The sequence below is a fragment of the Enterobacter sp. K510 genome (genome assembly GCF_055804875.1).
In genome coordinates this window covers 484479-510065 of record NZ_JBNRLQ010000001.1, presented here as the reverse complement: position 1 = coordinate 510065, position 25587 = coordinate 484479, and the positions used below count along the sequence as shown (strand labels likewise).

Here is a 25587-nt window from a genome sequence, read left to right as displayed (position 1 = left end):
TTATGACTACAACTAAAGTGAATTCGTTATGGGCTGGTTTTATCGACATTGTGCAAAAGGAGGTGAAACCGGCGCTCGGTTGTACCGAACCGGTCTCAGTGGCGCTGGCCTGTGCGGTTGCGGCAACGCAACTGACGGAAACGGTGGATCGTATTGAGGTCCAGGTGTCACCCAACCTGATGAAAAACGGCATGGGTGTTACCGTGCCGGGTACCGGAATGGTAGGTCTGCCGATTGCCGCCGCCCTTGGTGCGCTGGCGGGTGATGCAACAGCCGGTCTGGAAGTGCTAAAAAACATCTCCCCGCAGGCGGTGTTATCAGCAAAAAAAATGTTGGACGCCGGACGAGTAAAGGTCAGATTACAAACCCCCTGCGACGATATTCTCTGGGTGCGCGCCTGTGTGTTTGCCGATGAACAATGGGCCTGCGTAACTATCGCCGGCGATCATACTCGTATTGTGCGTGTCGAAACGGCGAACGTGGTATTGTTTGAAAATAATGCGCCGGATGCGGAATGCGCTGACACCGCATTGGATGTGCTTTCCCGTACCTCGCTTAAGGAAATCCTGGCCTTTGCCGAGCAGGTGCCTTTGGCGTGTATCCGTTTTATCCTGCAGGCGGTGCAACTCAATGATGCACTTTCGAAGGAGGGATTGCGCAGCAAATGGGGGCTACACATTGGCGCGACCCTTCAGAAGCAGCAAATGCGCGGTCTGCTGGCAGACGATCTCCTCACTGCCATTTTGATCCGTACCAGCGCGGCATCTGATGCGCGCATGGGCGGGGCGAGTCTGCCTGCTATGAGCAATTCCGGATCGGGTAATCAGGGCATTACCGCCACTCTGCCGGTAGTCGTTGTCGCGGAGCATTTTGAGGTGAGTGAAGAGCGGCTGGCACGGGCGCTGATGCTATCGCATTTAAGCGCGATCTATATTCATCATCAGTTGCCACGGCTGTCGGCATTATGTGCCGCCACTACTGCCGCCATGGGGGCAGCGGCGGGCATAGCCTGGTTGATTGACGGGCGATATGACGTCATTGCTATGGCGATCAATAGTATGATCGGCGATATCAGCGGTATCATTTGCGACGGCGCCTCTAACAGCTGCGCCATGAAAGTTTCTACCAGCGTTTCATCAGCCTGGAAAGCAGTAATGATGGCGCTGGATGACACGACGGTCACCGGTAATGAAGGGATTGTGGCGCACAATGTGGAACAGTCCATCTCCAACTTGTGTGCCCTGGCCTGCCAGTCGATGCAGTACACCGACCGGCAAATTATTGAAATAATGGCCAGTAAAGCGTCATAAATCTTGCCGCTCGTTTACATCGGTAAATCAATCAATAAAGCACGCAGCGGCGTATCGGCGACGAGGGTAATATTCGGCTCATCACGGATAAAGGCCCCGTCGCCGCAGGTCAGGGCCTGTTGCCCGGTCTGGTGCGTCACGGCGTGCACGCTGCCATGGATCGACTGCAAATAGGCGCGCGGGCCGTGGAGATGGAAACTCAGCTCTTCGCCTTTTTCCAGTTCGATATGATGAACCCACGCCTGCTGACGCAGTTGCAGGCTGCCCTGGCTGCCGTCAGGCGAGGCCAGCAGTTGCTGCGCATGGTCTGCCAGCGAAATTTTCTGCACCAGCGAATTTTCCCGCTCGGGGCTGGCGTCCAGCCATAGCTGCATACGCGTCAGGGATTTATCTTTGCTCAGGTTATGTTCGCTGTAGCTGATGCCCGGCTGCGTGGCGATCAGCAGCGCATCGCCTGCCTTCGCCTGGACATGATGACCTTCACTGTCGCGGTACTCGGCTTCGCCTTCCAGAATGAGATTTAAAATATCCACTTTTGGATAGGTACGCGGCTGGAATGACGCGCCCGGCGCCAGCACTTCCTGGTTCAGCACCCGCAACGAGGCATAGCCCAGCAGGTTCGGGTCAAAATAATGGCCAAAGGAGAAGGTGTAGCGGGCCTGCAACCATCCGAAGTCGGCCTTTCCGCACTGTTTGGCTGTTCTTGTCGTGATCATAATGTTTGCCCTCTCTTTACACTTTAACAATGGTAAAGGTATGGACGCTGCATTGTTAGCCAGATATTCTGCCCGGTATATTCAAATTTCCTGAATGAAAACGACATGGCTAAAGAAAGAGCGTTAACCCTCGAAGCATTACGGGTAATGGATGCGATCGATCGGCGCGGTAGTTTCGCGGCGGCGGCAGATGAACTGGGCCGTGTTCCTTCGGCGCTCAGCTACACCATGCAAAAGCTGGAAGAAGAACTGGATGTGGTGCTGTTCGACCGCTCCGGCCACCGTACAAAATTTACCAACGTGGGCCGTATGCTGCTGGAGCGCGGGCGTGTGTTGCTGGAAGCGGCAGATAAGCTGACCACCGATGCGGAAGCGCTGGCGCGCGGCTGGGAAACCCATCTGACGCTGGTGACCGAAGCGCTGGTGCCGACGCCGTCATTCTTCCCGCTGGTGGAAAAGCTGGCGACCAAAGCCAATACCCAGCTGTCGGTGATCACCGAAGTGCTCGCCGGGGCATGGGAGCGTCTGGAGCAGGGCCGGGCGGACATCGTCATCGGGCCGGATATGCATTTTCGTTCCTCGTCGGAAATTAACTCCCGCAAGCTGTATAAGATCATGAATGTGTACGTGGCGGCACCGGATCATCCTATTCACGATGAACCTGAACCGCTCTCGGAAGTAACGCGCGTGAAATACCGCGGCGTGGCGGTGGCGGATACGGCGCGGGAACGCCCGGTGCTCACCGTACAGCTGCTGGATAAACAGCCGCGTCTGACGGTAAGTTCTATTGAAGATAAGCGCCAGGCGCTGCTGGCCGGGCTGGGCGTGGCGACCATGCCTTACCCGCTGGTGGAGAAAGACATCGCCGAGGGACGTCTGCGCGTCGTCAGCCCGGAATATTCCGCCGAAGTGGACATTATCATGGCCTGGCGGCGCGACAGTATGGGAGAAGCGAAAGCCTGGTGCCTGCGTGAGATCCCGAAGCTGTTTGTCAATAAATAAGCGACTCCTCCGCCCGGAGGAGCCAGCAGGATCAGGGGACCTGTTTTGGATCCGGTCCAAAACGGTTTTCGCCTGGCGTACCGCTCTGGCAGTTAAAGGCGATGATCACCAGCCAGCCGATCACCGGGATCAGCAGCAATAACAACCACCACGCCGAGCGGTCAGTATCATGCAGACGACGGAACTGCACCGCCCACCACGGCAGAAAAATCAGCACACCATAAATTGTGGTCAGCACGCCTTCGCCGCTGCCCCGCTGAAACCCCAGGATATTATCCACAATCCCCAGCACCGCGGTCAGCACGATGTTGACCAGAATAAACATCCAGTACTCTTTGCGGCGCGCACGCCCGCGAAACCCAATGTAGTTCCTGAGAACTTTTAAATACCAGTCCATGTTAGCGCCTCAATCTGTGGTTAATTCACTGTTTTATCAGCAATCATATTAATAATAGCCATCAATATTTCGCCGGTAAATATCATGCGTCTGAATTAATCGAAGCGATCATTTTTATGCTGACATTCCGGGGAGGATCACAAAACGCGTTGCGCCTGTTGTGATCCTCCTCACCTGAAATGATCCCGTTCTGTGAGGCTGCTCGCTTTTTAATCGCCGGAGTCGGTTTTCACGAATTCATTCGCTGCCGCGCTGATTTACAGCCAGGGCGCGCGCCGCCATGCTGACGTCATCCGGCGCTTCCTGTTCAAGACTGCGGGCCAGTTCATTAAGCCGCGCCGGACTGAGCAGGTTGCGAAAGAGGTAAGGATGCTTCTCACCTTCGCCGCTAAACCAGACGTCCAGCTCACGGCTGATGCTGCGCAAAGCCTGTAGCGCGTCGGTGAACTGCTGGGCCATACCGGACTGCGCGCCATATTTGCGTATCCAGATCCGCAGCACGATGGCCCGCGTTACGGCGCTGTAAGCGCGGGTATACCACAGGGCGCGGGTGGTGGTGTCGGTGAGGCGGCGAGTGAATGCCGGGCTGAGATGGTTATCGCTCTGCAACTGCTGGGCGAGGGTCTGCATATGACCGGCGAGGAACAGCGTCTGCTGCCGTTCCAGTTCAATAAGCTGAAACTGTTGCTGACCCAGTTCGGGATCGTCGGCGGGCATCAGCGGCTGAAACGCCTGCGCCCAGTTTGCGCTGCGGGTATCCAGATGCAGCAGGTGCAATGCCTGCTGGAAGGTAGCGGGCGGCTGGCTGTGGGATTGCAGCACGCGGCCGAGCAGCGTCGGGGTTTTGCAGCTCCATTCGTAGCTGGCGCTCAGCAGGTTGCTGAACAGCGTCTCAAGATGCAGCGGCAGGGGCGCTACCGCATGAGTTTGCAGCCAGGCGCGCAGAAGGGCTGCGGGCGTGCTGTCCGGCTCGCGCACCTGCCGGGCAAGGCCGTAGAGATTGATTTCATTAAGGGAGTCGGTCAGCTCCAGATCGGGGATCCACTCCCAGTTAAGGCGCAGGGTAACGGCTTCGGGCATCGCGCCCTCCTGACCGCTGAACCACTGTAAACGCTGGTGAAACTCCTCCAGTAAATAGCAGGGCAGCAGCGTCCAGCCGTATTCGATGCCCCACATATCAAACTCCAGCCATTTGGTGAAACCCGTCAGGGTGGTCAGGTTGGGGTTGTTGGCAAAGCCGGGACGGTAATCCAGCTCGGTGGCTTTGACCGAGGCGCGCACATCGCCAGGCAGCGCCTCCAGCGCGGTTTTTAACATATGCCGCGGCCAGGTTTTGTCCCGGTAATCGCGCAGCACCAGCTGGCGACCCTGACGGCGCACTGACTGGTACAGCAGGTTTAATACGCCTTTCCACGCTTCGTTGCTCATGTCCGGGGTGGAAAGTGAGAGCCGTAATCCGCGTACCGACGGCAGCAGCCGGAGCAGTTCCGGAATGGCATGGCCGAACAGCCAGTCGGTAAAGCTGGCGTCATCGCCGCGCGATTCCGTGAGAAAAAACTCCGGGAATTTCGCTTTCTGTTCGCTGCAATCGGGGGTGGCTTCCCCCTGTAACCAGAGTTGCAGATTGTGCTCATCGCAGTAGCGACTGACCTTTTGCAGATACAAAAGCGCATGGTCGCGGCGATGGATCAAATGGCGAATGTCGCCGGGACGGCAGCCGGGCGAGGGCGCGGCAAGGTCGGCGATCAGCGACTGCTGATGAATGATAAGGCCATTGAAATGGTGCGCCTTCAGGATGGCGGCAATGTGCTGGAAATAGTGCCAGTCCCATATTTTCGGCGTGTTGACTTCCAGCAATAACAAGGGTGCAGCGGACATTATGACCTGTTTCCTGGGGAAGCTGTTCACTCACCATACGGGCAAGCGCCCGGACGATCGACAGTTATTTATCACTAACGGAGAAAAATGATGGCGAAAGGGGATAGGGTTCAGCTTCATTATTATGAATATACCGATGAGGATACCGGCGCGCGGGTTATTCGCCTGACGCCGCCGGATATTATTTGTCATCGTAACTACTTCTATCAAAAGTGTTTCCTGGATGAGGGACGCCAGTTAATTTTCGCCGGCGAGTTCAGCGGCACGCGCAATTATTATTTACTCGACATCGCCAGCGGCGAAGCAAAACAGCTTACCGAAGGGCCGGGGGATAATACCTTTGGCGGTTTTCTCTCACCGGATGAGCAATATCTTTATTACGTGAAGGACGAGCGCAATCTGATGCGCGTGACGCTGGCGACGCAGGAAGAAAGCGTGGTGTATCGCGTACCGGATGAGTGGGTGGGTTACGGCACCTGGGTGGCGAATTCCGACTGCAACAAACTGGTGGGCGTGGAGATTCATCGCGACAGCTGGCGACCCATCAGCGACTGGACCGTCTTCCAAGAGTTTTATGCCGAGCAGCCGCGCTGTCGGGTGATCCGCATCTCGCTGGAGAATGGCGAGCGGGAAACCCTGCTGGAAGAAAATCAGTGGCTCGGGCACCCCATTTACCGTCCTTTCGACGACAACACGGTGGCTTTCTGCCACGAAGGGCCGCTGGATCAGGTGGATGCCCGCATGTGGCTGATGAACGATGACGGCAGCCACATCCGCAAAGCCAAAGAGCCTGCGCCGGGGGAGAGCTATACCCATGAATTCTGGGTGCCTGACGGCTCGGCGCTGATGTACGTCACCTACGTCAAGGACAGCCCGGTGCGCTGGCTGTGCCGGGTAAATGGCGACAGTGGTGAAGATGAAAAGCTGATCGCCATGCCGCCGTGCTCGCACGTGATGAGCAACGACAGCGGCACGCTGGTGGTGGGCGACGGCTCCGGTAAACCCATTGATATTGCCGATAACGCGGGCTATGGCGATGCCACCGATCCCTATCTTTACCTGTTCGATATTGCCCGCAAGCAGACGCACAAAGTGGCGCGCCACAGCTCGTCATGGCGCGTGCTGGACGGCGATCGGCAGGTGACGCATCCGCATCCGTCGTTCACGCCGGATGAAAAACAGGTGTTGTTCAGCTCCGATAAAGACGGCCTGCCGGCGCTGTATCTGGCGGATATTCCAGACCACGTATTACGCAGCATTCATTCCTGAGAGAGCGCGCTATGTTAAAGAAACTCTTGCCCGTCACGGCATCGTTGTTGCTGGTCTGCGCCTGTGCGGCGGTGGCCCAGCCTGCGGAAATTCGTATCTCCTGGTGGGGCGGCAACAGCCGTCATCAGGCGACGCTGAAAGCTATTGAGCTGTTTGAAAAGCAAAACCCGGATATTCAGGTGAAAGCGGAATATGCAGGCTGGGAAGGGTATCTCTCGCGTCTGACGGTGCAGATGGCTGGGGGAAATGAACCGGATGTCATTCAGACCAACTGGAACTGGCTGCCGCTGTTCTCCAAAGACGGCGACGGTTTTTACGACCTGCTGAAGCTGAAAGAGAGCATCGATCTCAGCCAGTATGATTCGCAGTCGCTGCAAAGCGTCATGGTGAATAACAAGCTGAACGGTATTCCGGTGGCGATGACCGCGCGCAGTTTTTATTACAACCAGAAATTGTGGCAGGAAATGGGCGTCGCCTATCCGCAAAGCTGGGATGAATTAAAAGCCGCCGGGAAAGCCTTTAAAGCGAAGGACGAAAATAAATATCCGCTGGTGCTCGACTATATGGAGTCGATCACCCTGGTGCAGTCATGGATGGTACAAAAACATAATATCGCCGCCATCGACGAAAAAGCCGGGAAATTTAATTACACCCCGCAGCAGTGGGTGGAGTTTTTCCAGGTCTATAAAGATCTGGTGGACAGCCACGTCTTCCCGTCGACCCGCGTGCTGTCGTCATACGGTAAGTCCAACACCTGGGAAATGAAGCCCTGGATCCAGGGGCAATGGGGCGGGATCTACATGTGGAACACCAATGCGGTGATGTACGAGAACAACCTCGCCGCGCCTTATAACAAGCTGGAGCTGGGGCCGTTCTTTATGCTGCCAGGCGCTAAGGACGCGGGGCTGTTCCTGAAACCGACCATGATGTTCAGCGTGGCGAAAACCAGTAAACATCCGCAGCAGGCGGCGAAGCTGATCGACTTCCTGATGAACGATCCGGCAGGCGTGGCGGCGATGGGGCTGGAGCGCGGTACGCCGCTGAGCAAAAAGGCCGTGGCGCAGCTGTCATCGAGCGGCGTGTTAAAGGATGACAATATTACTGTTACGGGGATCAAGTCGTCGCTGGCGCTGCCGCATAAGATCCCGACTTCGCCTTACTTTGATAACCCGCAGCTGGTGGCGCTCTGGCATGACACCATTCAGAACATTGACCAGGGCAACCTGACGGTTGAACAGGCGGCGTCGCAGTTTGCCAAAAAAGCCGGGCGCATTTTACAGCGGGCCGTCAAAAAATGATCGCCTTCAGCGCCACCCTGGCCTGTCAGTACGACACGCCTTTTTCGCCCTTTCCGGCCGCGCAATTTGGTCACGGGCTGGCCTGGCTGTCGGCCAGCGGCTTTGATGCCGCCGAGCTGTGCATCAATGATTACGAGGGCGTGGAGGTGGCGGCCATCCGCCAGGCGTTAGATCTCGCGGGTCTTGGCTGTACCACCATCGCCACCGGCCAGGCGCGTAAACGTGACGGGCTGACGTTGCTGTCGGCTGATAAAAGCGTGGTGCGCCGTACCCAGGCGCGACTCTTTCAACATATTGACGCCGCCGCGCAGCTTGGCAGCCACGTCACCATTGGATCGTTGCGCGCCACGGAACTGCCGCTGGATAAAGGGCAGTATATGAGCGAGCTGGCGGCGGCGCTGTTTCCCTGCGTCGAGTACGCGCGGCGCAACGGCGTGGTGCTGATCCTGGAGGCGCTCAACCGCTATGAAGTCTGTCAGTTGCACAGCGCGCAGGAGATGATGGATTACCTGGCGTTCAGTGATGCGCCGGAAAACGTCGGCGTGCTCTGGGATCTGTTCCACGCCAGTATTGAAGACGCGGATTATGCGCAGGCCATCGCCACGCTCGGCCCGCGTCTGCGCCATGTGCATCTGGCGGATTCGAACCGGGGATTTCCGGGGTACGGACATTTACCGCTGGAGGAGGTCTACACCGCGCTCAGACTGGCGGGCTATCAGGGGGCGGTATCGCTGGAGTGCTTATGCAGGCCGTCAGCGCAAACCGTAATCGATGAGGCAGGTGAACTGGTGGCGCGGCTGCGGCGTCTGTAAACGCCACCGCCGCGCGGGTCAGGTTATTCGGTGTCGCGGTTGCCGAAACGGGCGTCGCGACCGTGCGGCTCATCAAGATCCTGCCATGGGCCGATGGAAATAATACCGGTCGGGTTAATGGTCTTGTGGCTGCAATAGTAGTGGGTGCGGATGTGCGCAAGATCCACCGTTTCTGCAATACCCGGCATCTGCCAGATATCACGCAGGAAGCCGTGCAGATTCAGGTAATCGCTGATGCGGTGCTTATCGCATTTGAAATGCGTGACGTAGACCGGATCGAAGCGGATCAGCGTGGTCCACAGACGGATATCGGCTTCAGTCAGACGATCGCCGGTGAGATAGCGGTGCTGGCCGAGGATCTGCTCCAGGCGCGACAGCGAATCAAACAGCGCGGTGACCGCCTCGTCGTAAGCGGCCTGGCTGGTGGCGAAGCCCGCTTTGTAGACGCCGTTGTTCACAGTGTCATAGATCCAGCCGTTCAGCTCATCAATCTGCGACTGCAACTCCGTCGGGTAGTAATCCCCCGCGCGGGCGCCCTGCGCATCGAACGCGGTATTGAACATGCGGATGATTTCCGCCGATTCATTACTGACGATGGTCTGGTTCTTTTTATCCCACAGCACCGGCACGGTGACGCGACCGCTGTAGTGCGGATCGGCATGCAGATAGAGCTGGTAGAGGAAGTCGTGCTGATAGAGGGTGTCGCCGGTCGCCGCCGGGAAATTGTCGTCAAAGGTCCAGCCGTTTTCCAGCATCAGCGGATTGACCACCGAGACATCAATAAACGGCTCCAGGCCTTTTAATTTACGCATGATCAGCGTGCGGTGCGCCCACGGACAGGCGAGGGAAACATAGAGGTGATAACGGCCTTTTTCGGCGGCGAATCCGCCTTCACCGCTCGGGCCTGGCGCGCCATCGGCGGTCAGCCAGTTGCGGAAAGCTGAGACTGAACGCTTAAAGCTGCCGCCTGTGGATTTAGTGTCGTACCAGGTGTCATGCCAGACACCGTCAATTAGTTGTCCCATCACGTTCTCCTTCAGGTTGGGCAGATGCGCAAAAAATCACAGGCCAGGTGAGCGAAGCGCCACCTGGCAAAGGTTGTCGATGCCCGGCGGCGCTACGCTTGCGCTGGCCTGCATACTACGTCAGCAGTTTAGTATAGAAGCCTTACCACTTTTTATTCAGCACACGGTCGATGCTGAATGCGCCCGGCCCGGTGATGCCCAGCAGCAGGAAGCCGCCAGCGATGGACAGGTTTTTCATGAACATCAGCGCGTTCACCCCTTCCGCAAAGTTATTGTGGAAAATGAAAGCGGTCAGCAGGGTAAAGCCTGCGGTGAACAGCGCGGTGGTACGGGTCAGGAAACCAAACAGGATCGCCAGACCGCCGCCGAACTCAAGCAGAATGGTCAGCGGCAGGAAAAAGCCCGGCACGCCCATCGCTTCCATGTACTGTTGTGTACCTGCATACCCGTTAATTTTTCCCCAGCCCGCATAGATAAACAGGATTGGCATCAGAATACGCGCTACCAGGAAACCAACATCTTCTAATTTTTTCATTTTACTCTCCAGAAATCTCATGCGGTATGCAAGTGTGATTGTTCAGGCAGTTACGGCGTCTGGCGCACGTTTGCCGTTGATGGAGAGGATAATAGGCGTAGCGATAAGAGATTGTTAGCAAGGAAAACTGTCAATCTTTATCAAATATTCTGAGTAATAACAGGCGGGAGAAATATACCCGACGGCGATCCGCCGGGCAGGGGACAGGTTAACGCAGGTGTTGCTGGCGTAACGTCGTTTGCACCAGGCGCCAGGCGCTCCACGCAGCAAAACCGCGCTTCCCCCAGCGTACCAGCATATTAGGATTGCGGATGGTGCGAATAGCCAGCAGGCTACTGCCCACCAGCGCCCATGAGCGCAGGCTTAACAGCGTATTCCATCCGCGATCGTAAGATACGGTTCTCTCTTCCCAGTCGCGACGGCTGGCGGCGAGATCCAGACGTTGCTGCTGGATCTGGCTCAGCAGCACGGCCTTACGCCTTTGGCGATCAATCTGACTGCTCATCTCAATCATCCTCCAGCAACGAACGATCGTTGGACAGCTCCTGACGGGTATGACGCAGCAGGGTGGACCGGCGCGCTTTACGCAGGGTCCATATAGCACCAATCAATGCGCCAATCAGCAGTACCGCCGTCGTGCCAATCATGACGTTCAGACGGTATTGCGGGTCAATGGCCCAGATGATCAGCACCATCAGACTCATCAGTCCGAAAGCGGCGAACAGCATGGTCAGACCTACCATCAGGAGAAGCTGGAAGAGATTCGCTTTCTCTTCTTCCAGCTCAACCACTGCCAGCCGCAGACGCGTTTCCACCATCTCAACGATGATGGTCACAATGCGCTGCCCGATGCCCAGAACGCTTTTACCGGGCCCGTTTGTGTGACGTGAACTATCCATAATCAACGACGCGAAATCAGGACGCCCAGCACTACGCCAATCGCAGCACCGATGCCAACGCCAGTCCATGGATTCTCACGTACATAATCTTCAGCCTTACCGGCCGCTTCACGTGTCTGTTTAGCGATAATGTCACTGGTCTCGCCCAGACGGTAACGGCTTTCATGCAGCGCACGTTCAGCCTTGCTACGCAGTTTACTCAGCTCTTCTTTCGATTTTGACCCGGAGCTATTCAGCACTTCTTCCAGGGTGTCCGTCAGGGATTTCAACTCAGCGCGCAGATGTTCCGTATTGGTATCTTTTGACATAGTTCTCTCCAGTGAGTGAGTGTTAACTTCCTTTAATAATCCCGAGCCTCAAGCGCTTTCAGTTCTTCCTGAGCCTCTTTCAGCTTATGTTCTCTTTTGGACACCTTATCCGCATCGCCTTTTTGCTTCGCTTCCTGAAGATCCTGCTCGCGTTCGGCAATCTCTTCTTTCTGATCGGCGATCTTCTCCTGATGATCGGCGCGCAATTTGCTGTCCGTGCAATTGGCTCTGACTTCGCTAAGTGCTTTATTCAGGCCGTCGATACGGCTCTGATTATTGTGCTTCTCGGCGTAACGGATTTCCTTTTGAATATCCTGCTCCTTTTCCTGACAAAGGGAAGCAGCCTGTGAAGCGGCACTCAGTGAAAAAAGGGCTAACGCCAGTGCGGTGCGGTATTTCATTCTTGAAACCTTCCATTGTTGCTACGGGCCTCAACATGAGGCGCCGAAATCCAGTTGATTAAAAGAGTAAGATGGGTGCCCGTGTACTAAGCATAGTAACGAACGGGGAGAAAACCAAAATGCGGGCGAAGTTTCGGAATAATTGAAGTTTTCAACCCAGCCGATGTGGCGTATCGCGCAGTCGGGAAAGCCATACCGCGGCTTTATCATCGTCATCCTGTTGCGCGATGATATAGCCATGGGGCAGGGTGCGATCGAGCACCACTTTGGCGGCAGCGCTCTGCGCGCTGGAATCAAACTTAATTAACAGCGTGTCATTCTGCGGGGTAATGCTGTTAAAGCGAATGCCGTTAGCATCCAGATGATGCCAGATAGAAAAGCCGTCAGGCACGCTGACGCTCTGGCTGGCCGGGCGAATAGCCAGCGTTGACTCACGCTGTTGCAGCGTCGCCCAGGCAAAGAAAAAGATCGTGAACAGCATGACTGCTGCCACCATTAAAGCAACGCGCTTCATCGACGTGCGTTGAATAAGCATCCGGTTATTCCTGCTTTCCATATTTTTTCTTCCATAACACCACCAGCGTACCGATGAGTCCAAACACCAGCAGTACGACCGGCAGCAACATCAGGCAGGACATCAGCGCATCCTCATATTTGAGGAAAACCGGCGTCTTACCAAGAAGATAGCCCAGGGTCGTCAGGATCACCACCCAGAGCAGACCGCTCATCCAGTTGAAAAACTGGAAGCGCGCATTGTTCAGACCAGAGATCCCGGCAATAGTTGGTAACAGTGTGCGAACAAATGCAATAAATCGCCCTAACAGCAGCGCAGACAGGCCGTGTTTGTGGAACATATGGTGCGCGCGCTGGTGATAATGCGCGGGCAGATGCGACAGCCAGTTCTGCACAATGCGGGTATTACCCAGCCAGCGGCCCTGGATGTAGCTCAGCCAGCAGCCGAGGCTGGCGGCGGTAGTCAGCAGCGCTATGGTGAGCGGATAGCTCATCGCGCCTTTGGCGATCAGTACGCCCACCAGCACTAACAGGCTGTCGCCGGGCAGAAAGGCGGCGGGCAGCAGGCCATTTTCCAGGAACAAAATCATAAACAGGACGAAATAAAGCATGCCGATCATGGAAGGATTCGCCAGCGTCTCGAAATCCTGACTCCACAATGCATTAAGTAGCTGAGTAAATAGTTCCATTCGTTATTCCTGGTACATCGGTTAACGTCACGCCAGATCGGATCCTGTGCACCTATACGTGCGGGCAAATTGCATCTAATTGTAACAAATGCCGGAGTTCTGCGTCTCAAAATTTATGAAATGTAAGAATTGATTTTGCTTGTGGCGTAGGGGGGAGACCAGAGTATTTACAAAGGCTGACACTCTATACCTTTTGTTACTGCGGGGAGCGCAGCAAGCGCAGGAGCGCCTGCTGTGGAGGATAAAAATTTATTTTACCGCGTTCGCGGCAGCATCAAGGTGAACCACAGGATTATCTGCAAAAAGATAGCGGTCAGCGTTGAATTCGAAATCATCGCTGGTTTCGTTAAACAGCATCTGTTTAGTGTTTTCCAGATGCTGCCACATCGCCAGCTTGGCGGCATGCGGGTCTTTACGGATCAGGGCTTTAAGGATCTGGTCATGATCGTCGCACCAGTTATCCACGGTACGTAAATCGATATGATCGTGCAGCTTTTTCCAGTACGGGTTATGAATACGCTGCGTCCACATCTTTTCGACAATCGCCGCGAGCGCCGTATTCTGCGTGGCAAGGGCTACCTGAACGTGGAACTGCAAATCCCATTCGGAATCGCGGAAGCATTTCTCCTGGCGCGCCCGATCCTGGATTTCCATCAGCTTCATAATGTCCTGTTTCGTCACCTGGGTGGCGGCGAACTCGGCAATATTGCTTTCAATCAGCTGGCGGGCCTGTAGCAGTTCAAACGGGCCGTAGTTGGCGAACTCAAGCGTTTCGTCCGGCACCTGCTGGTATTTAGGCTGGTTCGACATCACGTGGATCCCGGAGCCTTTACGCACTTCAACGTAGCCTTCCACTTCCAGCATGATGATGGCTTCACGCACCACGGTACGGCTGACGTTTTTTTCATCCGCAATGAAGCGCTCGGCAGGCAGTTTATCACCAACGAGATACACGCCGTTTTCAATACGGCTTTTCAGCTCAGCAGCGAGCTGCTGATACAAACGACGCGTGTCAGTGATTTCCATATACACTCCAGGCAGGATAAGTCAGATTAGATTTGTTATACCACTTTTACGCCATTCTCACCACCGCAGAAAAGTAAAAAGCCGCCCCGGACAACGGGGCGGCTCGTATGCAAATGGTTTAACAGCGCGTTTTAACTTTGTGTCGCGGGTCCGCCATAGGCGGCTTTTTCCGCTTCCAGCTCCGCGGCCGATTTACTTTTCAGCACCGTCCAGATCACCACAGCGCCCATGATGTCGAACACTGCCAGTACCGCGAACAGCGGGCTGAAGCCGATGGTATCCGCCAGCGCACCTACTACCAGCGCAAACATGGTGCTTGCCGTCCAGGCCGCCATGCCGGTCAGACCGTTTGCGGTTGCCACTTCGTTACGACCGAACACGTCAGAAGAGAGGGTGATCAGCGCGCCGGACAGGGACTGGTGAGCAAAACCACCGATGCACAGCAGGCCGATTGCCACATACGGGCTGGTGAACAGGCCGATCATGCCAGGGCCAATCATCAGTACCGCACCCATGGTCACCACCATTTTACGGGACACGATCAGGTTCACGCCAAACCAGCGCTGGAACAGCGGCGGCAGGTAACCCCCGACGATACAACCCAGGTCAGCAAACAGCATCGGCATCCAGGCAAACATCGCGATTTCTTTCAGGTTAAAGCCGTAGACTTTGAACATGAACAGCGGGATCCAGGCGTTAAAGGTACCCCAGGCCGGTTCTGCGAGGAAACGCGGCAGGGCGATGCCCCAGAACTGACGGGTGCCCAGAATCTGCCATACGGACATTTTTTTGCCGTTGTTGGTCTGGTGCTGCGCTTCCTGACCGCCAATGATGTAGCTACGTTCTTCTTCGGTCAGTTTTTTCTGATCGCGCGGATGTTTGTAGAAAATCAGCCAGGCCATAGCCCAGGCAAAGCTCAGGACGCCGGAGATAATGAACGCCAGCTGCCAGCTGTGCATCACGATGGCCCAGACCACCAGCGGCGGGGCAATCATCGCGCCAATAGAGGAACCGACGTTGAAGTAGCCGACGGCGATAGAACGCTCTTTGGCCGGGAACCACTCGGAGGCGGCTTTCAGACCCGCCGGGATCATCGCGGCTTCAGCGGCACCCACTGCGCCACGCGCCAGCGCCAGTCCACCCCAGCTTCCCGCCAGCGCTGTTGCGCCGCAGAAGATGGCCCAGGTCACGGCGAAGACCGCGTAGCCAACTTTGGTGCCGAGAATATCCAGCACATAACCCGCCACCGGCTGCATGATGGTGTAAGCCGCGGAGTAGGCCGCAATAATGTAGGAATATTGTTGCGTGGAAATATGCAGTTCTTCCATCAGCGTTGGTGCCGCCGCAGCGATGGTATTACGCGTCAAGTAACCCAGTACGGTACCGAGCGTCACCAGCGCTATCATGTACCAACGTAACCCTTTAATTTTACGCATGTAAACCTCATCGTTATGTTATTTCCGCCTCTGGCGGTTCACCTCCCGACCAGGTCGGGGGATGTTATGTAACGGGGGGAGCGAAATCGGGACTGATTCCCGGTACGGTCCAAACCTTGCCATTGTCATTCGTGCGAAATTCGGTATCCGTACCGTTAATCCGGGTGAGTAACTCACCTGTAATACATTCCGTCGGTCTATGTTTTGCGACGGCAGAAAGATAACTTGTCATACAACTTTAAAAGGTGAGTGACATCACAAAAGTGCGTTTCTTTGTGTGGTCTTTATTTTCGGTCAGCGAAGCCAGAGCTGGCGCGGCCTGCGGGGATGTTTACCCCAATCGGGGTAGTTTATTTGTCAGCATTTATTGATCTAACTCACGAAAATATCTTCGGTCTGTAGAAATTGGTGTGATAACTTTGTCAGCATTAAGGCATACATCTACGCTCTTTTTAGAGGAAGACGATAATGACTCCGTTTATGACCGAAGATTTCCTGTTAGATACCGAATTTGCCCGCCGTCTGTATCACGATTACGCAAAAGATGAGCCGATTTTCGATTACCACTGCCATTTACCGCCGCAGCAGATCGCAGAAAACTACCGCTTTAAAAACCTGTATGACATCTGGCTGAAAGGCGACCACTACAAATGGCGCGCCATGCGTACCAACGGCGTGCCGGAGCGCCTGTGTACCGGCGATGCCTCTGACCGCGAAAAGTTTGATGCCTGGGCGGCCACTGTTCCGCATACCATCGGCAACCCACTGTACCACTGGACTCACCTTGAACTGCGTCGCCCGTTCGGTATCACCGGCAAACTGCTGTCGCCGTCCACCGCTGACGAGATCTGGCATCAGGGTAACGAACTGCTGGCGCAGGAGGCGTTCTCTGCCCGCGGTATCATGCAGCAGATGAATGTGAAAATGGTCGGCACCACCGACGATCCGATTGACTCGCTGGAGCATCACGCCACCGTCGCGAAAGACACTTCCTTCAGCATTAAAGTGCTGCCGAGCTGGCGTCCGGATAAAGCCTTCAATATTGAACAGGCGACCTTTAACGATTACATGGCGAAACTGGGTGAAGTCTCCGATACCGAGATCCGCCGTTTCAGCGATCTGCAAACTGCCCTGACCAAACGTCTGGATCACTTTGCTGCGCACGGTTGTAAAGTCTCCGACCACGCCCTGGACGTGGTGCTGTTTGCGGAAGCGAACGAGGCCGAGCTGGACAGCATCCTTGCGCGTCGTCTGGCAGGCGAAACCCTGAGCGAGCATGAAGTGGCGCAGTTCAAAACCGCCGTGCTGGTGTTCCTCGGCGCGGAATATGCTCGTCGTGAATGGGTCCAGCAGTACCACATTGGCGCGCTGCGTAATAACAACCTGCGCCAGTTCAAACTGCTGGGGCCGGATGTGGGCTTTGACTCCATCAACGACCGTCCGATGGCGGAAGAGCTGTCGAAGCTGCTCAGCAAACAGAACGAAGAAAACCTGTTGCCGAAAACCATCCTTTACTGTCTGAACCCGCGCGATAACGAAGTGCTGGGCACCATGATCGGTAACTTCCAGGGGGAAGGCATGCCGGGCAAAATGCAGTTCGGCTCAGGCTGGTGGTTTAACGATCAGAAAGACGGCATGGAACGTCAGATGACACAGCTGGCGCAGCTGGGCCTGTTAAGCCGCTTCGTCGGTATGCTGACCGACAGCCGTAGCTTCCTGTCCTATACCCGTCATGAATATTTCCGTCGCATTCTGTGCCAGATGATTGGCCGCTGGGTCGAAGCGGGCGAAGCCCCTGCCGACATTCAGTTGCTGGGCGAGATGGTGAGAAATATCTGCTTTAACAATGCGCGTGACTACTTCGCGATTGAACTGAACTAAGGCCGTTTGAGGTTGATATGCAATACATCAAGATCCATTCGCTGGACAACGTCGCAGTCGCACTGGCTGACCTGGCGGAAGGCGCAGAAGTTACCGTAGATAACCAGACGGTGCGGCTGCGTCAGGCAGTAGGACGCGGGCATAAGTTCGCCCTGCGCACCATCCATCAGGGCGAAAACGTGGTGAAATACGGTTTGCCTATTGGTCACGCCACGGCAGACATTGCTGAGGGTGAATATATTCACTCTCATAATGCCCGCACCAACCTGAGCGATCTGGACGAGTATAGCTATCAACCTGAACCTCAGGCTGAAGCCGCGCAGGGTGCGGATCGCGACGTTGAGATCTACCGCCGGGCCAACGGCGAAGTCGGCATCCGCAATGAACTGTGGATCCTGCCGACCGTCGGCTGCGTGAACGGTATCGCCCGTCAGATCCAGACGCGCTTTCTGAAAGAAACCAACGATGCCGAAGGCACCGACGGCGTGTTCCTGTTCAGTCACACCTACGGCTGCTCGCAGCTGGGGGATGACCACATCAACACCCGCACCATGCTGCAAAACATGGTGCGCCACCCGAATGCGGGCGCGGTGCTGGTGATTGGCCTCGGCTGTGAAAACAACCAGGTCGACGCCTTCCGCGAAACCCTGGGCGACTTTGATCCGGAGCGCGTTCACTTTATGGTCTGTCAGCATCAGGACGACGAAGTGGAAGCGGGCCTTGAACATCTGCATCAGTTATATGAAGCGATGCGTCACGACAAACGCGAGCCGGGAAAACTAAGCGAGCTGAAGTTTGGGCTGGAGTGCGGCGGATCCGATGGCCTGTCCGGCATCACCGCTAACCCGATGCTCGGTCGTTTCTCGGATTACGTCATCGGTAACGGCGGCACCACCGTGCTGACCGAAGTGCCGGAGATGTTTGGCGCGGAACAGATCCTGATGAGCCACTGTGTCGATGAAACCACCTTTGAAAAAACCGTCACCATGGTGAACGATTTCAAACAGTATTTTATCGCTCACAACCAGCCGATTTACGAGAACCCGTCGCCGGGCAACAAAGCCGGTGGCATCACTACGCTGGAAGAGAAATCCCTCGGCTGTACCCAGAAAGCGGGGGCCAGCCAGGTGGTGGACGTGCTGCGTTACGGCGAGCGTCTGCAAAAGCACGGTCTGAACCTGCTTTCCGCGCCGGGTAACGATGCCGTCGCCACCAGCGCGCTGGCCGGTGCCGGTTGCCATATGGTGCTGTTCTCCACCGGTCGCGGTACGCCGTACGGCGGTTTTGTGCCGACGGTGAAAATCGCCACTAACAGCGAGCTGGCGGCGAAGAAAAAGCACTGGATCGATTTTGACGCGGGTCAGCTGATCCACGGCAAAATGATGCCGGAGCTGCTGAACGAATTCGTGGATGTGATTGCGGATATCGCCAGTGGCAAGCAGACCTGCAACGAGCGTAACGATTTCCGCGAGCTGGCGATCTTTAAAAGCGGCGTAACGCTGTAAACCTGTTGTCGGGTGGCGCTGCGCTTACCCGACCTACAAATCAACCCAGGCCCGGCAAGCTTGCGCCGCCGGGCAACACGTCATTAACTGCGCAATGCGTTTTTCGCCAGGCGTTCATCTTCCGCCTGGCATGCTGCCGCGGTGAACAGCACGTCGGTGGATGAGTTAAGCGCGGTTTCGCAGGAATCCTGCAACACGCCGATGATAAAGCCCACCGCCACCACCTGCATGGCAATATCGTTCGGAATGCCGAACATATTACACGCCAGCGGGATCAACAGCAGCGAACCACCCGCCACGCCCGATGCCCCACAGGCACACAGCGAGGCCACCACGCTCAACAGCAGCGCCGTCGGCAAATCAACCGGAATACCCAGCGTATGCACCGCCGCCATGGTCAGCACGGTAATGGTGATCGCCGCGCCCGCCATATTGACCGTCGCCCCCAGCGGAATGGAAACCGAGTAGGTATCGCGGTCCAGATTCAGTTTTTCCGCCAGCGCCATGTTGACCGGAATGTTCGCCGCCGAGCTGCGGGTAAAGAACGCCGTCACGCCGCTTTCACGCAGGCACAGCAGCACCAGCGGGAAAGGATTGCGGCGAATTTTCCAGAACACCAGCAGCGGGTTGATCACCAGCGCCACCAGGAACATACAGCCAATCAGCACCAGCAGCAGATGCGCATAGCCGTAGAGGGTGGCAAAACCGGTTTCCGCCAGCGTCGCCGACACCAGGCCAAAAATACCGATCGGCGCAAAGCGGATCACCAGCTTCACCATAAAGGTCACCGCGTCCGACACATCGTTAATCAGGCTTTTGGTGGAGTCGCTGCCGTGACGCAGCGCAAAGCCCAGACCAATGGCCCACACCAGAATGCCGATATAGTTGGCTTCCAGCAACGCATGTACCGGGTTAGACACCATGCTCATCAGCAGGCCACGCAGCACTTCCGTAATGCCAGCGGGCGGCGTGATGTCCGTCGCGCCGGTCACCAGTTGCAGGGTGGACGGGAACAGGAAGCTGAATACCACGGCGGTTAAGGCAGCGGAAAAGGTGCCCACCAGATAGAGCACCAGAATAGGACGGATATTGGTTTTCTGACCGTGGCGGTGATTGGCGATGGATGCCATCACCAGCATCAGTACCAGCACCGGCGCCACCGCTTTCAGCGCGCCGACGAACAGCGTGCCCAGCAGACCGGCAGCAAGCGCGGCTGGTTTTGATACCCAGGCGAGCAGAATGCCCAGCGCTAACCCGACGAGAATTTGTTTTACCAGACTGCCATGCACCAGACGGTGCAGCACACCTGTGGAGTGTTGCGTACTCATGAGGAATTCCTTAGATGGTGTTGTAGTGCCATCCCGGACATCCTCTTAAGGGATGTTCATGTCGGGATGTAACAAATGTTTGCAAAGAGGAGTATACGCATTCGCAGGCGGCGGGAAAGAACAAGAGGCTGGATTGGTGGTAAGTGTCGTGTTTTTTAACTGTCTGATAACATATTTGTGACATGGCCAACAATTAAACCTTCTCCGTTGCCGGAGAAGGTTCTGTCTGTCATCCCTGAAGCTTTTTCTTGTCGTTCTGGTGATTCACCCAGGCGTTAAGCAGCAGGGTTATCGCCAGAATACCGCCCACCACGCCAAGGGAGATGGCAATCGGGATATGGTAGAAGTCGACGATCAGCATCTTGATACCGATAAACACCAGGATCACCGACAGGCCGTACTTCAGCAGCGCGAAGCGTTCCGCCACGCCCGCCAGCAGGAAGTACATGGCGCGCAGACCGAGGATCGCGAACAGGTTAGAGGTCAGCACGATAAAGGGATCGGTGGTCACCGCGAAAATAGCCGGAATACTGTCGACCGCGAAGATCACGTCGCTTAACTCAACCAGGATCAGCACCAGCAGCAGCGGCGTGGCGTACAGCAGACCGTTTTTACGCACAAAGAAGTGCTCGCTTTCGATCTTGTCCGTCATGCGCAGATGACCACGCAGCCAGCGCACCAGCGGTTTGTCGCCAATACCCGCTTCGTCTTCTTTCGCCAGCGCCATTTTCACCCCGGTGAACAGCAGGAACGCGCCGAAGACGTACAGCAGCCATTCGAACTGGGAGATCAGCCAGCTACCGGCGAAAATCATGATGGTACGCAGCACAATCGCCCCCAGCACGCCGTAGATCAATACACGACGTTGCAATGCAGGCGGCACGGCGAAGTAGCTGAACAGCATCAGCCAGACGAAGACGTTATCCACGGCCAGCGCTTTCTCAATCAGGTAACCGGTGAGGAAGGCGAGCGCCTGCGGATCGGCCACGGCACGGCCTTCGGTGCTGGCGAGATACCACCAGAAGGCGGCGTTAAACAGCAAAGAGAGTGATACCCAGACCAGTGACCAGACGGCCGCCTGCTTCATGGACATCGTATGAGCGCCGCGACGCCCCTGAAGCAGAAGGTCGATGGCGAGCATGATCACGACGACAACTGCGAATCCGCCCCAGAGCAGCGGTGTGCCGACAGTATTCATAGGAAATTCCTTACATAAAAAAAACGGCTGACGTCGAAAGACGATAGCCGTTTATTTTAGATGCACGGGTCCTCGCCTTTCGGCAAGGTCTCACTTACATCCTTAAGGATGCCCGGCGACCGGATGCTTGCGCATCGTAATGACGACCAACCGGCAATGAAGTTACTCCCCTTTGCAAGTAACAAAATATGACAGAGATCGCATTCCGTCAATGGGACGTAACATCTGTTTTACATACCTTTACGCCACCGGATCGGCAGCGGCTTCGCTGTCCGCCGGGAAAATCACGCCGGTCTGGCGGCGGATCTCCGTCAGCAAGTTCGCGGTTATGCGGCTGATGGCGATGCCCGGATGGTTCACTTCATTGTTTTCTACCAGGCTGGCAAAGCGCTCTGCCTCATACAGCATGGTATTGATATGCTGCGGTTGGGAGAGATCCTGTGGCTTGCCGCCGCGCGGCACAAAAGATACTTTCTGGCATTCGGAGATTTTTTCAATGACCAGCGAGCCTTCTTCGCCCTGGATCTCGCTCGCCAGCACCGATTCACTCACTTTGGAATGTTGCAGGGTGACGCTGAAATCGCCGTAGTTAAGCACCACCACGCCGTGCGCGTCCACGCCGCTGTCCAGCAGACTGGCCGTGGCCTGTACGCTGTGCGGTTCGCCCCATAACGCCACCGCCGAGGCCAGGCAGTAAAAGCCGATATCCATAATCGAGCCGTTGGAAAACGCCGGATTAAAGGTGTTCGGATTTTCGCCGTCCAGATAGCGCTGATAGCGGGAAGAGTACTGGCAGTAATTAATAAAGGCTTTGCGCACCTTTCCCACTTTCGGCAGTGACTGTTGCAGCAGCAGGAAATTCGGCAGCGAGGCGGTTTTAAACGCTTCGAACAGCACCACGCCATTTTCCCGCGCGCAGGCAATGGCGGCTTCCACTTCACGCAGATTGGAGGCCAGCGGCTTTTCGCAGATCACATGCTTTTTATGGCGCAGGAACAGTTCGCTTTGCGAAAAGTGCAGGGAGTTCGGGCTGGCAATATACACCGCGTCAATATCATGGCTTTGCGCCAGCGCCTCAAGGGAGGTGAACAGATGTTCGACCGGATAATCGCTGGCGAAATGCTGCGCCTGTTCAAGGCTGCGGGAGTAAACGGCGGTAAGGGTATATTTGCCGGTTTCATGGGCGGCATCGACGAACTGGCGGGTGATCCAGTTCGTCCCAATGACTGCGAAACGTATCATAAACGGCGTTGTGCTCCGTAAAAGGGGACCATCCGCCAATGTAGCACGTCAGTGTGACAAAACCAGTGCGCTGCGCCGCAGAAGTCAGGCGACGATCATGCCAGCGCCTGATGCGTCAGCCACAGACGAGTATCAAACTCCAGCTGATGATAGTGCGGCTCCATATGACAGCACAGCTGATAAAAGGCCTTGCTGTGATCCTTCTCTTTCAGGTGCGCCAGTTCATGCACCACTATCATGCGCAAAAAGGCTTCCGGCGCGTTGCGAAACACCGTCGCCACGCGGATTTCCGCTTTTGCCTTCAGCTTGCCCCCCTGCACGCGGGAAATGGCGGTATGCAGACCAAGGGCGTTATTCAGCACATGAATTTTATTGTCGTAGGCCACTTTGTTGATTGGCGGCGCATTGCGCAGAAACTGACTTTTCAGATCCTGGGTATATTGATAGAGAGCCTTGTCGGTGGTGACGTTGTGCGTATCGGGATAACGCTTTTGCAGCACCTCGCCGAGCCGGTTCTGCTCGATGAGCGTCGTAACCTGGGCCAGCAGATTTTCCGGATAGCCCTGGAGATAGAGAAGTTTGCTCATCATTGCCCCACGATAGCAGTCAAAAAAGGGTATACTCACGCCCCCATTCAGGGGATCACACCGAATTTTACCATCCAGGAGGGCCGATGAGCCATTCAGACAACGGTTTCCGTTCACTTAACTTAAAACGTTTTCCGGAGACGGACGACGTCAACCCACTGCAGGCGTGGGAAGCGGCGGATGAATACCTGCTGCAACAACTGGACGAAACTGAAATCAGTGGCCCGGTCCTGATTTTCAACGACACCTTTGGTGCGCTGGCCTGCGCGCTGGTGGAGCACAAGCCTTACAGCATTGGCGACTCCTACCTGAGCGAACTGGCGACCCGTGAAAATCTGCGCCATAACGATCTCAACGAAGGGGATGTCACCTTCCTCGACAGCACCGCGGCATACCCGGCCGCGCCGGGCGTCGTGCTGATTAAGATCCCGAAAACCCTGGCCCTGCTGGAGCAGCAACTTCGCACCCTGCGCACGGTAGTGACGCCGCAAACGCGCATCATCGCCGGGACCAAAGCGCGTGATATTCACAACTCGACCCTTGAGCTGTTTGAAAAAGTGCTGGGGCCGACCACCACTACCCTGGCCTGGAAAAAAGCGCGTCTGGTGAACTGCACTTTCAGCGCCCCGGCGCTTAACGATGCGCCGCAGACCCTGAGCTGGAAACTGGACGGCACCGACTGGACTATTCACAACCACGCCAACGTCTTTTCCCGTACCGGGCTGGACATCGGCGCGCGCTTCTTTATGCAGCATCTGCCGGATAACCTGGAAGGGGAGATTGTCGATCTCGGCTGCGGCAACGGCGTGATTGGCCTGACGCTGCTGGATAAGAACCCGCTGGCCAGCGTGGTATTCGTGGATGAGTCGCCGATGGCGGTGGCCTCCAGCCGTCTTAACGTCGAAACCAACCTGCCAGAGGCGCTGGATCGCTGCGAGTTTATGATCAACAACGCGCTGTCAGGCGTCGAGCCGTTCCGTTTTGACGCCGTGCTCTGTAACCCGCCGTTCCATCAAAAACATGCGCTGACGGACAATATCGCCTGGGAGATGTTCCACCACGCCCGCCGCTGCCTGAAAATCAACGGCGAGCTGCGCATCGTGGCGAACCGCCACCTGGATTATTTCCACAAGCTGAAGAAGATTTTCGGCAACTGTGAAACCATCGCCACCAACCAGAAATTCGTGGTGCTGAAAGCGGTTAAAACCGGACGCAGGCGGTAAATCAGCAGGACTTCCGGCACGATTTATGTACAATTGTGCCGGACAAGGTTATTGCCAGGAAGGCAAAATATGACGGGAAAGCAAGGAAAGCACGTTACCCCAACGCCACACGATGCCGCATTCAAACAATTTTTGACCCACCCCGATACCGCCCGTGATTTTATGGAGCTGCATTTACCCGCAGAATTACGGGCTATCTGCGATCTCAGAACGCTTAAACTGGAATCCGGGAGTTTTGTTGAAGAAAGTTTGCGCCCCTACTATAGCGATGTGCTCTATAGCCTGAAAACGACCGGCGGCGACGGTTATATTCATGTGCTTATTGAGCATCAATCCACACCGGACCGGCATATGGCTTTTCGCCTCATCCGCTATGCTGTCGCAGCCATGCAGCGACATCTTGATGCCGGGCATAAAGCGCTGCCGCTGGTGATCCCGGTTTTGTTTTATACCGGTCAGCGTAGCCCCTATCCGTATTCGACAAACTGGCTGGAAAATTTTGATGATCCTGTCATTGCTGAAAAACTCTACAGCACAGATTTTCCGTTGGTTGATGTGACCGTGATTTCTGATGATGACATCATGACCCATCGAAGTATGGCGGCCCTGACACTCCTGCAAAAACACATTCATCAGCGCGATCTGGCCGAACTGATGGATAGACTGGTTAGCGCATTAATGGCGAGCCCGCTGACAGGACAACAGTTAGTATCATTGATAAACTATCTCGTACAGGTTGGCGAAACATGTGATGCGGAAGCCTTTGTTCGTGAACTGGCACTGCGCGTGCCGCAGCATGAGGATGAACTAATGACGATTGCACAGCAGCTGGAGCAGAAAGGCATCAAGAAAGGCATTCAACTAGGTGAGCAGCGTGGCATTGAAAAAGGCGAAAGGGAAGCGACGCTGAAAATCGCCCGCGTGATGCTGCAAAACGGCCTCGATCGGCTCAGCGTGATGAAGATGACCGGTCTGAGCGAAGATGAACTGGCACAGCTCCAGCACTGATCATCTTCCCTTCTTTTGAATTTCCCGCCCGGTGGCGCTGCGCTTACCGGGCCTACAATGTGGCATTGTACCTTGTAGGCCGGTGCAAGCGCAGCGCCGTC

General features: G+C 55.8%; 26 protein-coding genes. 9 read left to right on the top strand and 17 right to left on the bottom strand.

The genetic code is table 11. The features are described 5' to 3' along the window. Window positions 1-2 precede the first annotated feature (2 nt). Window positions 3-1310, top strand: coding sequence for an L-serine ammonia-lyase, iron-sulfur-dependent, subunit alpha (locus ACQUTD_RS02330; protein ID WP_473274473.1), 1308 nt, complete (start codon window positions 3-5; stop codon window positions 1308-1310). Window positions 1311-1324: 14 nt separating this feature from the next. Here the strand turns inward: ACQUTD_RS02330 and ACQUTD_RS02325 are convergent, their stop codons facing one another. Beyond that, complete coding sequence (locus ACQUTD_RS02325; protein WP_072569626.1) at window positions 1325-2026, bottom strand: pirin family protein; 702 nt, start codon at window positions 2024-2026, stop codon at window positions 1325-1327. A 105-nt stretch (window positions 2027-2131) separates the two neighbouring features. Between ACQUTD_RS02325 and ACQUTD_RS02320 the strand changes: the two genes are divergently transcribed. Beyond that, window positions 2132-3028 (top strand): LysR family transcriptional regulator, encoded by an 897-nt coding sequence (locus ACQUTD_RS02320; RefSeq protein WP_318363398.1) that lies wholly within the window; start codon window positions 2132-2134, stop codon window positions 3026-3028. A 31-nt stretch (window positions 3029-3059) separates the two neighbouring features. Here ACQUTD_RS02320 and ACQUTD_RS02315 read toward each other — a convergent pair whose 3' ends face one another. Both ACQUTD_RS02315 and ACQUTD_RS02310 read right to left on the bottom strand, forming a co-directional pair. Next, on the bottom strand, window positions 3060-3425 hold the full coding sequence (locus tag ACQUTD_RS02315; protein WP_072569628.1) for a DUF805 domain-containing protein: 366 nt from the start codon (window positions 3423-3425) through the stop codon (window positions 3060-3062). Between the two features lie 237 nt (window positions 3426-3662). Then, window positions 3663-5303, bottom strand: coding sequence for a hypothetical protein (locus ACQUTD_RS02310; protein WP_473274476.1), 1641 nt, complete (start codon window positions 5301-5303; stop codon window positions 3663-3665). A gap of 90 nt (window positions 5304-5393) precedes the next feature. On the opposite strand from ACQUTD_RS02310, the gene ACQUTD_RS02305 reads away from it, so the two are divergent. Genes ACQUTD_RS02305 through ACQUTD_RS02295 form a run of 3 tightly spaced genes read left to right on the top strand, consistent with a single transcriptional unit; the run spans window position 5394 to window position 8682 of the window. Continuing rightward, window positions 5394-6572, top strand: a complete 1179-nt coding sequence (locus ACQUTD_RS02305) for an oligogalacturonate lyase family protein (protein WP_473274691.1) — start codon at window positions 5394-5396, stop codon at window positions 6570-6572. 11 nt (window positions 6573-6583) lie between these two features. Then, window positions 6584-7870, top strand: a complete 1287-nt coding sequence (locus ACQUTD_RS02300; protein WP_473274477.1) for an extracellular solute-binding protein — start codon at window positions 6584-6586, stop codon at window positions 7868-7870. Next, complete coding sequence (locus ACQUTD_RS02295; RefSeq protein WP_473274478.1) at window positions 7867-8682, top strand: TIM barrel protein; 816 nt, start codon at window positions 7867-7869, stop codon at window positions 8680-8682. Before ACQUTD_RS02300 ends, ACQUTD_RS02295 begins: the two co-directional genes overlap by 4 nt. A gap of 23 nt (window positions 8683-8705) precedes the next feature. Here the strand turns inward: ACQUTD_RS02295 and ACQUTD_RS02290 are convergent, their stop codons facing one another. The 10 genes from ACQUTD_RS02290 to ACQUTD_RS02245 form a co-directional block, all read right to left on the bottom strand. Continuing rightward, on the bottom strand, window positions 8706-9707 hold the full coding sequence (locus ACQUTD_RS02290; protein ID WP_473274479.1) for a glutathione S-transferase C-terminal domain-containing protein: 1002 nt from the start codon (window positions 9705-9707) through the stop codon (window positions 8706-8708). Window positions 9708-9849: 142 nt separating this feature from the next. Then, window positions 9850-10242, bottom strand: coding sequence for a DoxX family protein (locus tag ACQUTD_RS02285; RefSeq protein ID WP_318363403.1), 393 nt, complete (start codon window positions 10240-10242; stop codon window positions 9850-9852). A gap of 208 nt (window positions 10243-10450) precedes the next feature. Then, window positions 10451-10747, bottom strand: coding sequence for a YqjK-like family protein (locus tag ACQUTD_RS02280; protein ID WP_072570132.1), 297 nt, complete (start codon window positions 10745-10747; stop codon window positions 10451-10453). 1 nt (window position 10748) lies between these two features. After that, window positions 10749-11141 (bottom strand): phage holin family protein, encoded by a 393-nt coding sequence (locus ACQUTD_RS02275; RefSeq protein ID WP_072569635.1) that lies wholly within the window; start codon window positions 11139-11141, stop codon window positions 10749-10751. 2 nt (window positions 11142-11143) lie between these two features. Next, entirely contained in the window at window positions 11144-11449 is a 306-nt protein-coding gene (locus tag ACQUTD_RS02270) for an ElaB/YgaM/YqjD family protein (RefSeq protein WP_072569636.1), read from the bottom strand. Window positions 11450-11481: 32 nt separating this feature from the next. Further along, window positions 11482-11850, bottom strand: coding sequence for a DUF1090 domain-containing protein (locus tag ACQUTD_RS02265; protein ID WP_318363404.1), 369 nt, complete (start codon window positions 11848-11850; stop codon window positions 11482-11484). A 151-nt stretch (window positions 11851-12001) separates the two neighbouring features. After that, complete coding sequence (mzrA, locus tag ACQUTD_RS02260) at window positions 12002-12385, bottom strand: EnvZ/OmpR regulon moderator MzrA (protein WP_072569638.1); 384 nt, start codon at window positions 12383-12385, stop codon at window positions 12002-12004. Between the two features lie 4 nt (window positions 12386-12389). Further along, window positions 12390-13052, bottom strand: coding sequence for a DedA family general envelope maintenance protein YqjA (yqjA, locus tag ACQUTD_RS02255; protein WP_072569639.1), 663 nt, complete (start codon window positions 13050-13052; stop codon window positions 12390-12392). A gap of 249 nt (window positions 13053-13301) precedes the next feature. Next, entirely contained in the window at window positions 13302-14078 is a 777-nt protein-coding gene (gene exuR / locus ACQUTD_RS02250) for a transcriptional regulator ExuR (RefSeq protein WP_072569640.1), read from the bottom strand. 131 nt (window positions 14079-14209) lie between these two features. After that, the gene (locus ACQUTD_RS02245) at window positions 14210-15514 is read right to left on the bottom strand and encodes an MFS transporter (RefSeq protein ID WP_072569641.1); all 1305 of its coding nucleotides are present in this window, start codon (window positions 15512-15514) and stop codon (window positions 14210-14212) included. 468 nt (window positions 15515-15982) lie between these two features. Here ACQUTD_RS02245 and uxaC point away from each other — a divergent pair, with 468 nt between their 5' ends. Continuing rightward, a complete protein-coding gene (gene uxaC, locus ACQUTD_RS02240; RefSeq protein ID WP_473274489.1) occupies window positions 15983-17395 on the top strand; it encodes a glucuronate isomerase in 1413 nt (470 codons plus the stop codon). A gap of 17 nt (window positions 17396-17412) precedes the next feature. Further along, window positions 17413-18900 carry a UxaA family hydrolase gene (locus ACQUTD_RS02235; protein WP_318373810.1) on the top strand — a complete coding sequence of 496 codons (1488 nt, stop codon included), beginning with the start codon at window positions 17413-17415 and terminating at the stop codon, window positions 18898-18900. Between the two features lie 83 nt (window positions 18901-18983). Here ACQUTD_RS02235 and sstT read toward each other — a convergent pair whose 3' ends face one another. From sstT to ACQUTD_RS02215, 4 genes are all read right to left on the bottom strand, one after another. Then, window positions 18984-20228 (bottom strand): serine/threonine transporter SstT, encoded by a 1245-nt coding sequence (gene sstT, locus ACQUTD_RS02230; RefSeq protein WP_321988099.1) that lies wholly within the window; start codon window positions 20226-20228, stop codon window positions 18984-18986. Between the two features lie 229 nt (window positions 20229-20457). Then, on the bottom strand, window positions 20458-21426 hold the full coding sequence (locus tag ACQUTD_RS02225; protein WP_072569645.1) for a TerC family protein: 969 nt from the start codon (window positions 21424-21426) through the stop codon (window positions 20458-20460). A 240-nt stretch (window positions 21427-21666) separates the two neighbouring features. Next, window positions 21667-22668, bottom strand: coding sequence for a Gfo/Idh/MocA family oxidoreductase (locus tag ACQUTD_RS02220; protein ID WP_473274493.1), 1002 nt, complete (start codon window positions 22666-22668; stop codon window positions 21667-21669). Between the two features lie 95 nt (window positions 22669-22763). Next, a complete protein-coding gene (locus ACQUTD_RS02215; RefSeq protein WP_072569647.1) occupies window positions 22764-23255 on the bottom strand; it encodes a M48 metallopeptidase family protein in 492 nt (163 codons plus the stop codon). Between the two features lie 86 nt (window positions 23256-23341). Between ACQUTD_RS02215 and rlmG the strand changes: the two genes are divergently transcribed. Together rlmG and ACQUTD_RS02205 are read left to right on the top strand one after the other, a co-directional pair. Then, window positions 23342-24478, top strand: coding sequence for a 23S rRNA (guanine(1835)-N(2))-methyltransferase RlmG (gene rlmG / locus ACQUTD_RS02210; RefSeq protein WP_473274495.1), 1137 nt, complete (start codon window positions 23342-23344; stop codon window positions 24476-24478). 69 nt (window positions 24479-24547) lie between these two features. Beyond that, entirely contained in the window at window positions 24548-25486 is a 939-nt protein-coding gene (locus ACQUTD_RS02205) for an Rpn family recombination-promoting nuclease/putative transposase (RefSeq protein ID WP_473274496.1), read from the top strand. Window positions 25487-25587 lie beyond the last annotated feature (101 nt).

Bases quoted from the DNA above. Each gene is read 5' to 3' on its own strand.
- ACQUTD_RS02330 (WP_473274473.1), top strand. From the start codon at position 3: ATGACTACAACTAAAGTGAATTCGTTATGGGCTGGTTTTATCGACATT.
- ACQUTD_RS02325 (WP_072569626.1), bottom strand. From the start codon at position 2,026: ATGATCACGACAAGAACAGCCAAACAGTGCGGAAAGGCCGACTTCGGA.
- ACQUTD_RS02320 (WP_318363398.1), top strand. From the start codon at position 2,132: ATGGCTAAAGAAAGAGCGTTAACCCTCGAAGCATTACGGGTAATGGAT.
- ACQUTD_RS02315 (WP_072569628.1), bottom strand. From the start codon at position 3,425: ATGGACTGGTATTTAAAAGTTCTCAGGAACTACATTGGGTTTCGCGGG.
- ACQUTD_RS02310 (WP_473274476.1), bottom strand. From the start codon at position 5,303: ATGTCCGCTGCACCCTTGTTATTGCTGGAAGTCAACACGCCGAAAATA.
- ACQUTD_RS02305 (WP_473274691.1), top strand. From the start codon at position 5,394: ATGGCGAAAGGGGATAGGGTTCAGCTTCATTATTATGAATATACCGAT.
- ACQUTD_RS02300 (WP_473274477.1), top strand. From the start codon at position 6,584: ATGTTAAAGAAACTCTTGCCCGTCACGGCATCGTTGTTGCTGGTCTGC.
- ACQUTD_RS02295 (WP_473274478.1), top strand. From the start codon at position 7,867: ATGATCGCCTTCAGCGCCACCCTGGCCTGTCAGTACGACACGCCTTTT.
- ACQUTD_RS02290 (WP_473274479.1), bottom strand. From the start codon at position 9,707: ATGGGACAACTAATTGACGGTGTCTGGCATGACACCTGGTACGACACT.
- ACQUTD_RS02285 (WP_318363403.1), bottom strand. From the start codon at position 10,242: ATGAAAAAATTAGAAGATGTTGGTTTCCTGGTAGCGCGTATTCTGATG.
- ACQUTD_RS02280 (WP_072570132.1), bottom strand. From the start codon at position 10,747: ATGAGCAGTCAGATTGATCGCCAAAGGCGTAAGGCCGTGCTGCTGAGC.
- ACQUTD_RS02275 (WP_072569635.1), bottom strand. From the start codon at position 11,141: ATGGATAGTTCACGTCACACAAACGGGCCCGGTAAAAGCGTTCTGGGC.
- ACQUTD_RS02270 (WP_072569636.1), bottom strand. From the start codon at position 11,449: ATGTCAAAAGATACCAATACGGAACATCTGCGCGCTGAGTTGAAATCC.
- ACQUTD_RS02265 (WP_318363404.1), bottom strand. From the start codon at position 11,850: ATGAAATACCGCACCGCACTGGCGTTAGCCCTTTTTTCACTGAGTGCC.
- mzrA (WP_072569638.1), bottom strand. From the start codon at position 12,385: ATGCTTATTCAACGCACGTCGATGAAGCGCGTTGCTTTAATGGTGGCA.
- yqjA (WP_072569639.1), bottom strand. From the start codon at position 13,052: ATGGAACTATTTACTCAGCTACTTAATGCATTGTGGAGTCAGGATTTC.
- exuR (WP_072569640.1), bottom strand. From the start codon at position 14,078: ATGGAAATCACTGACACGCGTCGTTTGTATCAGCAGCTCGCTGCTGAG.
- ACQUTD_RS02245 (WP_072569641.1), bottom strand. From the start codon at position 15,514: ATGCGTAAAATTAAAGGGTTACGTTGGTACATGATAGCGCTGGTGACG.
- uxaC (WP_473274489.1), top strand. From the start codon at position 15,983: ATGACTCCGTTTATGACCGAAGATTTCCTGTTAGATACCGAATTTGCC.
- ACQUTD_RS02235 (WP_318373810.1), top strand. From the start codon at position 17,413: ATGCAATACATCAAGATCCATTCGCTGGACAACGTCGCAGTCGCACTG.
- sstT (WP_321988099.1), bottom strand. From the start codon at position 20,228: ATGAGTACGCAACACTCCACAGGTGTGCTGCACCGTCTGGTGCATGGC.
- ACQUTD_RS02225 (WP_072569645.1), bottom strand. From the start codon at position 21,426: ATGAATACTGTCGGCACACCGCTGCTCTGGGGCGGATTCGCAGTTGTC.
- ACQUTD_RS02220 (WP_473274493.1), bottom strand. From the start codon at position 22,668: ATGATACGTTTCGCAGTCATTGGGACGAACTGGATCACCCGCCAGTTC.
- ACQUTD_RS02215 (WP_072569647.1), bottom strand. From the start codon at position 23,255: ATGAGCAAACTTCTCTATCTCCAGGGCTATCCGGAAAATCTGCTGGCC.
- rlmG (WP_473274495.1), top strand. From the start codon at position 23,342: ATGAGCCATTCAGACAACGGTTTCCGTTCACTTAACTTAAAACGTTTT.
- ACQUTD_RS02205 (WP_473274496.1), top strand. From the start codon at position 24,548: ATGACGGGAAAGCAAGGAAAGCACGTTACCCCAACGCCACACGATGCC.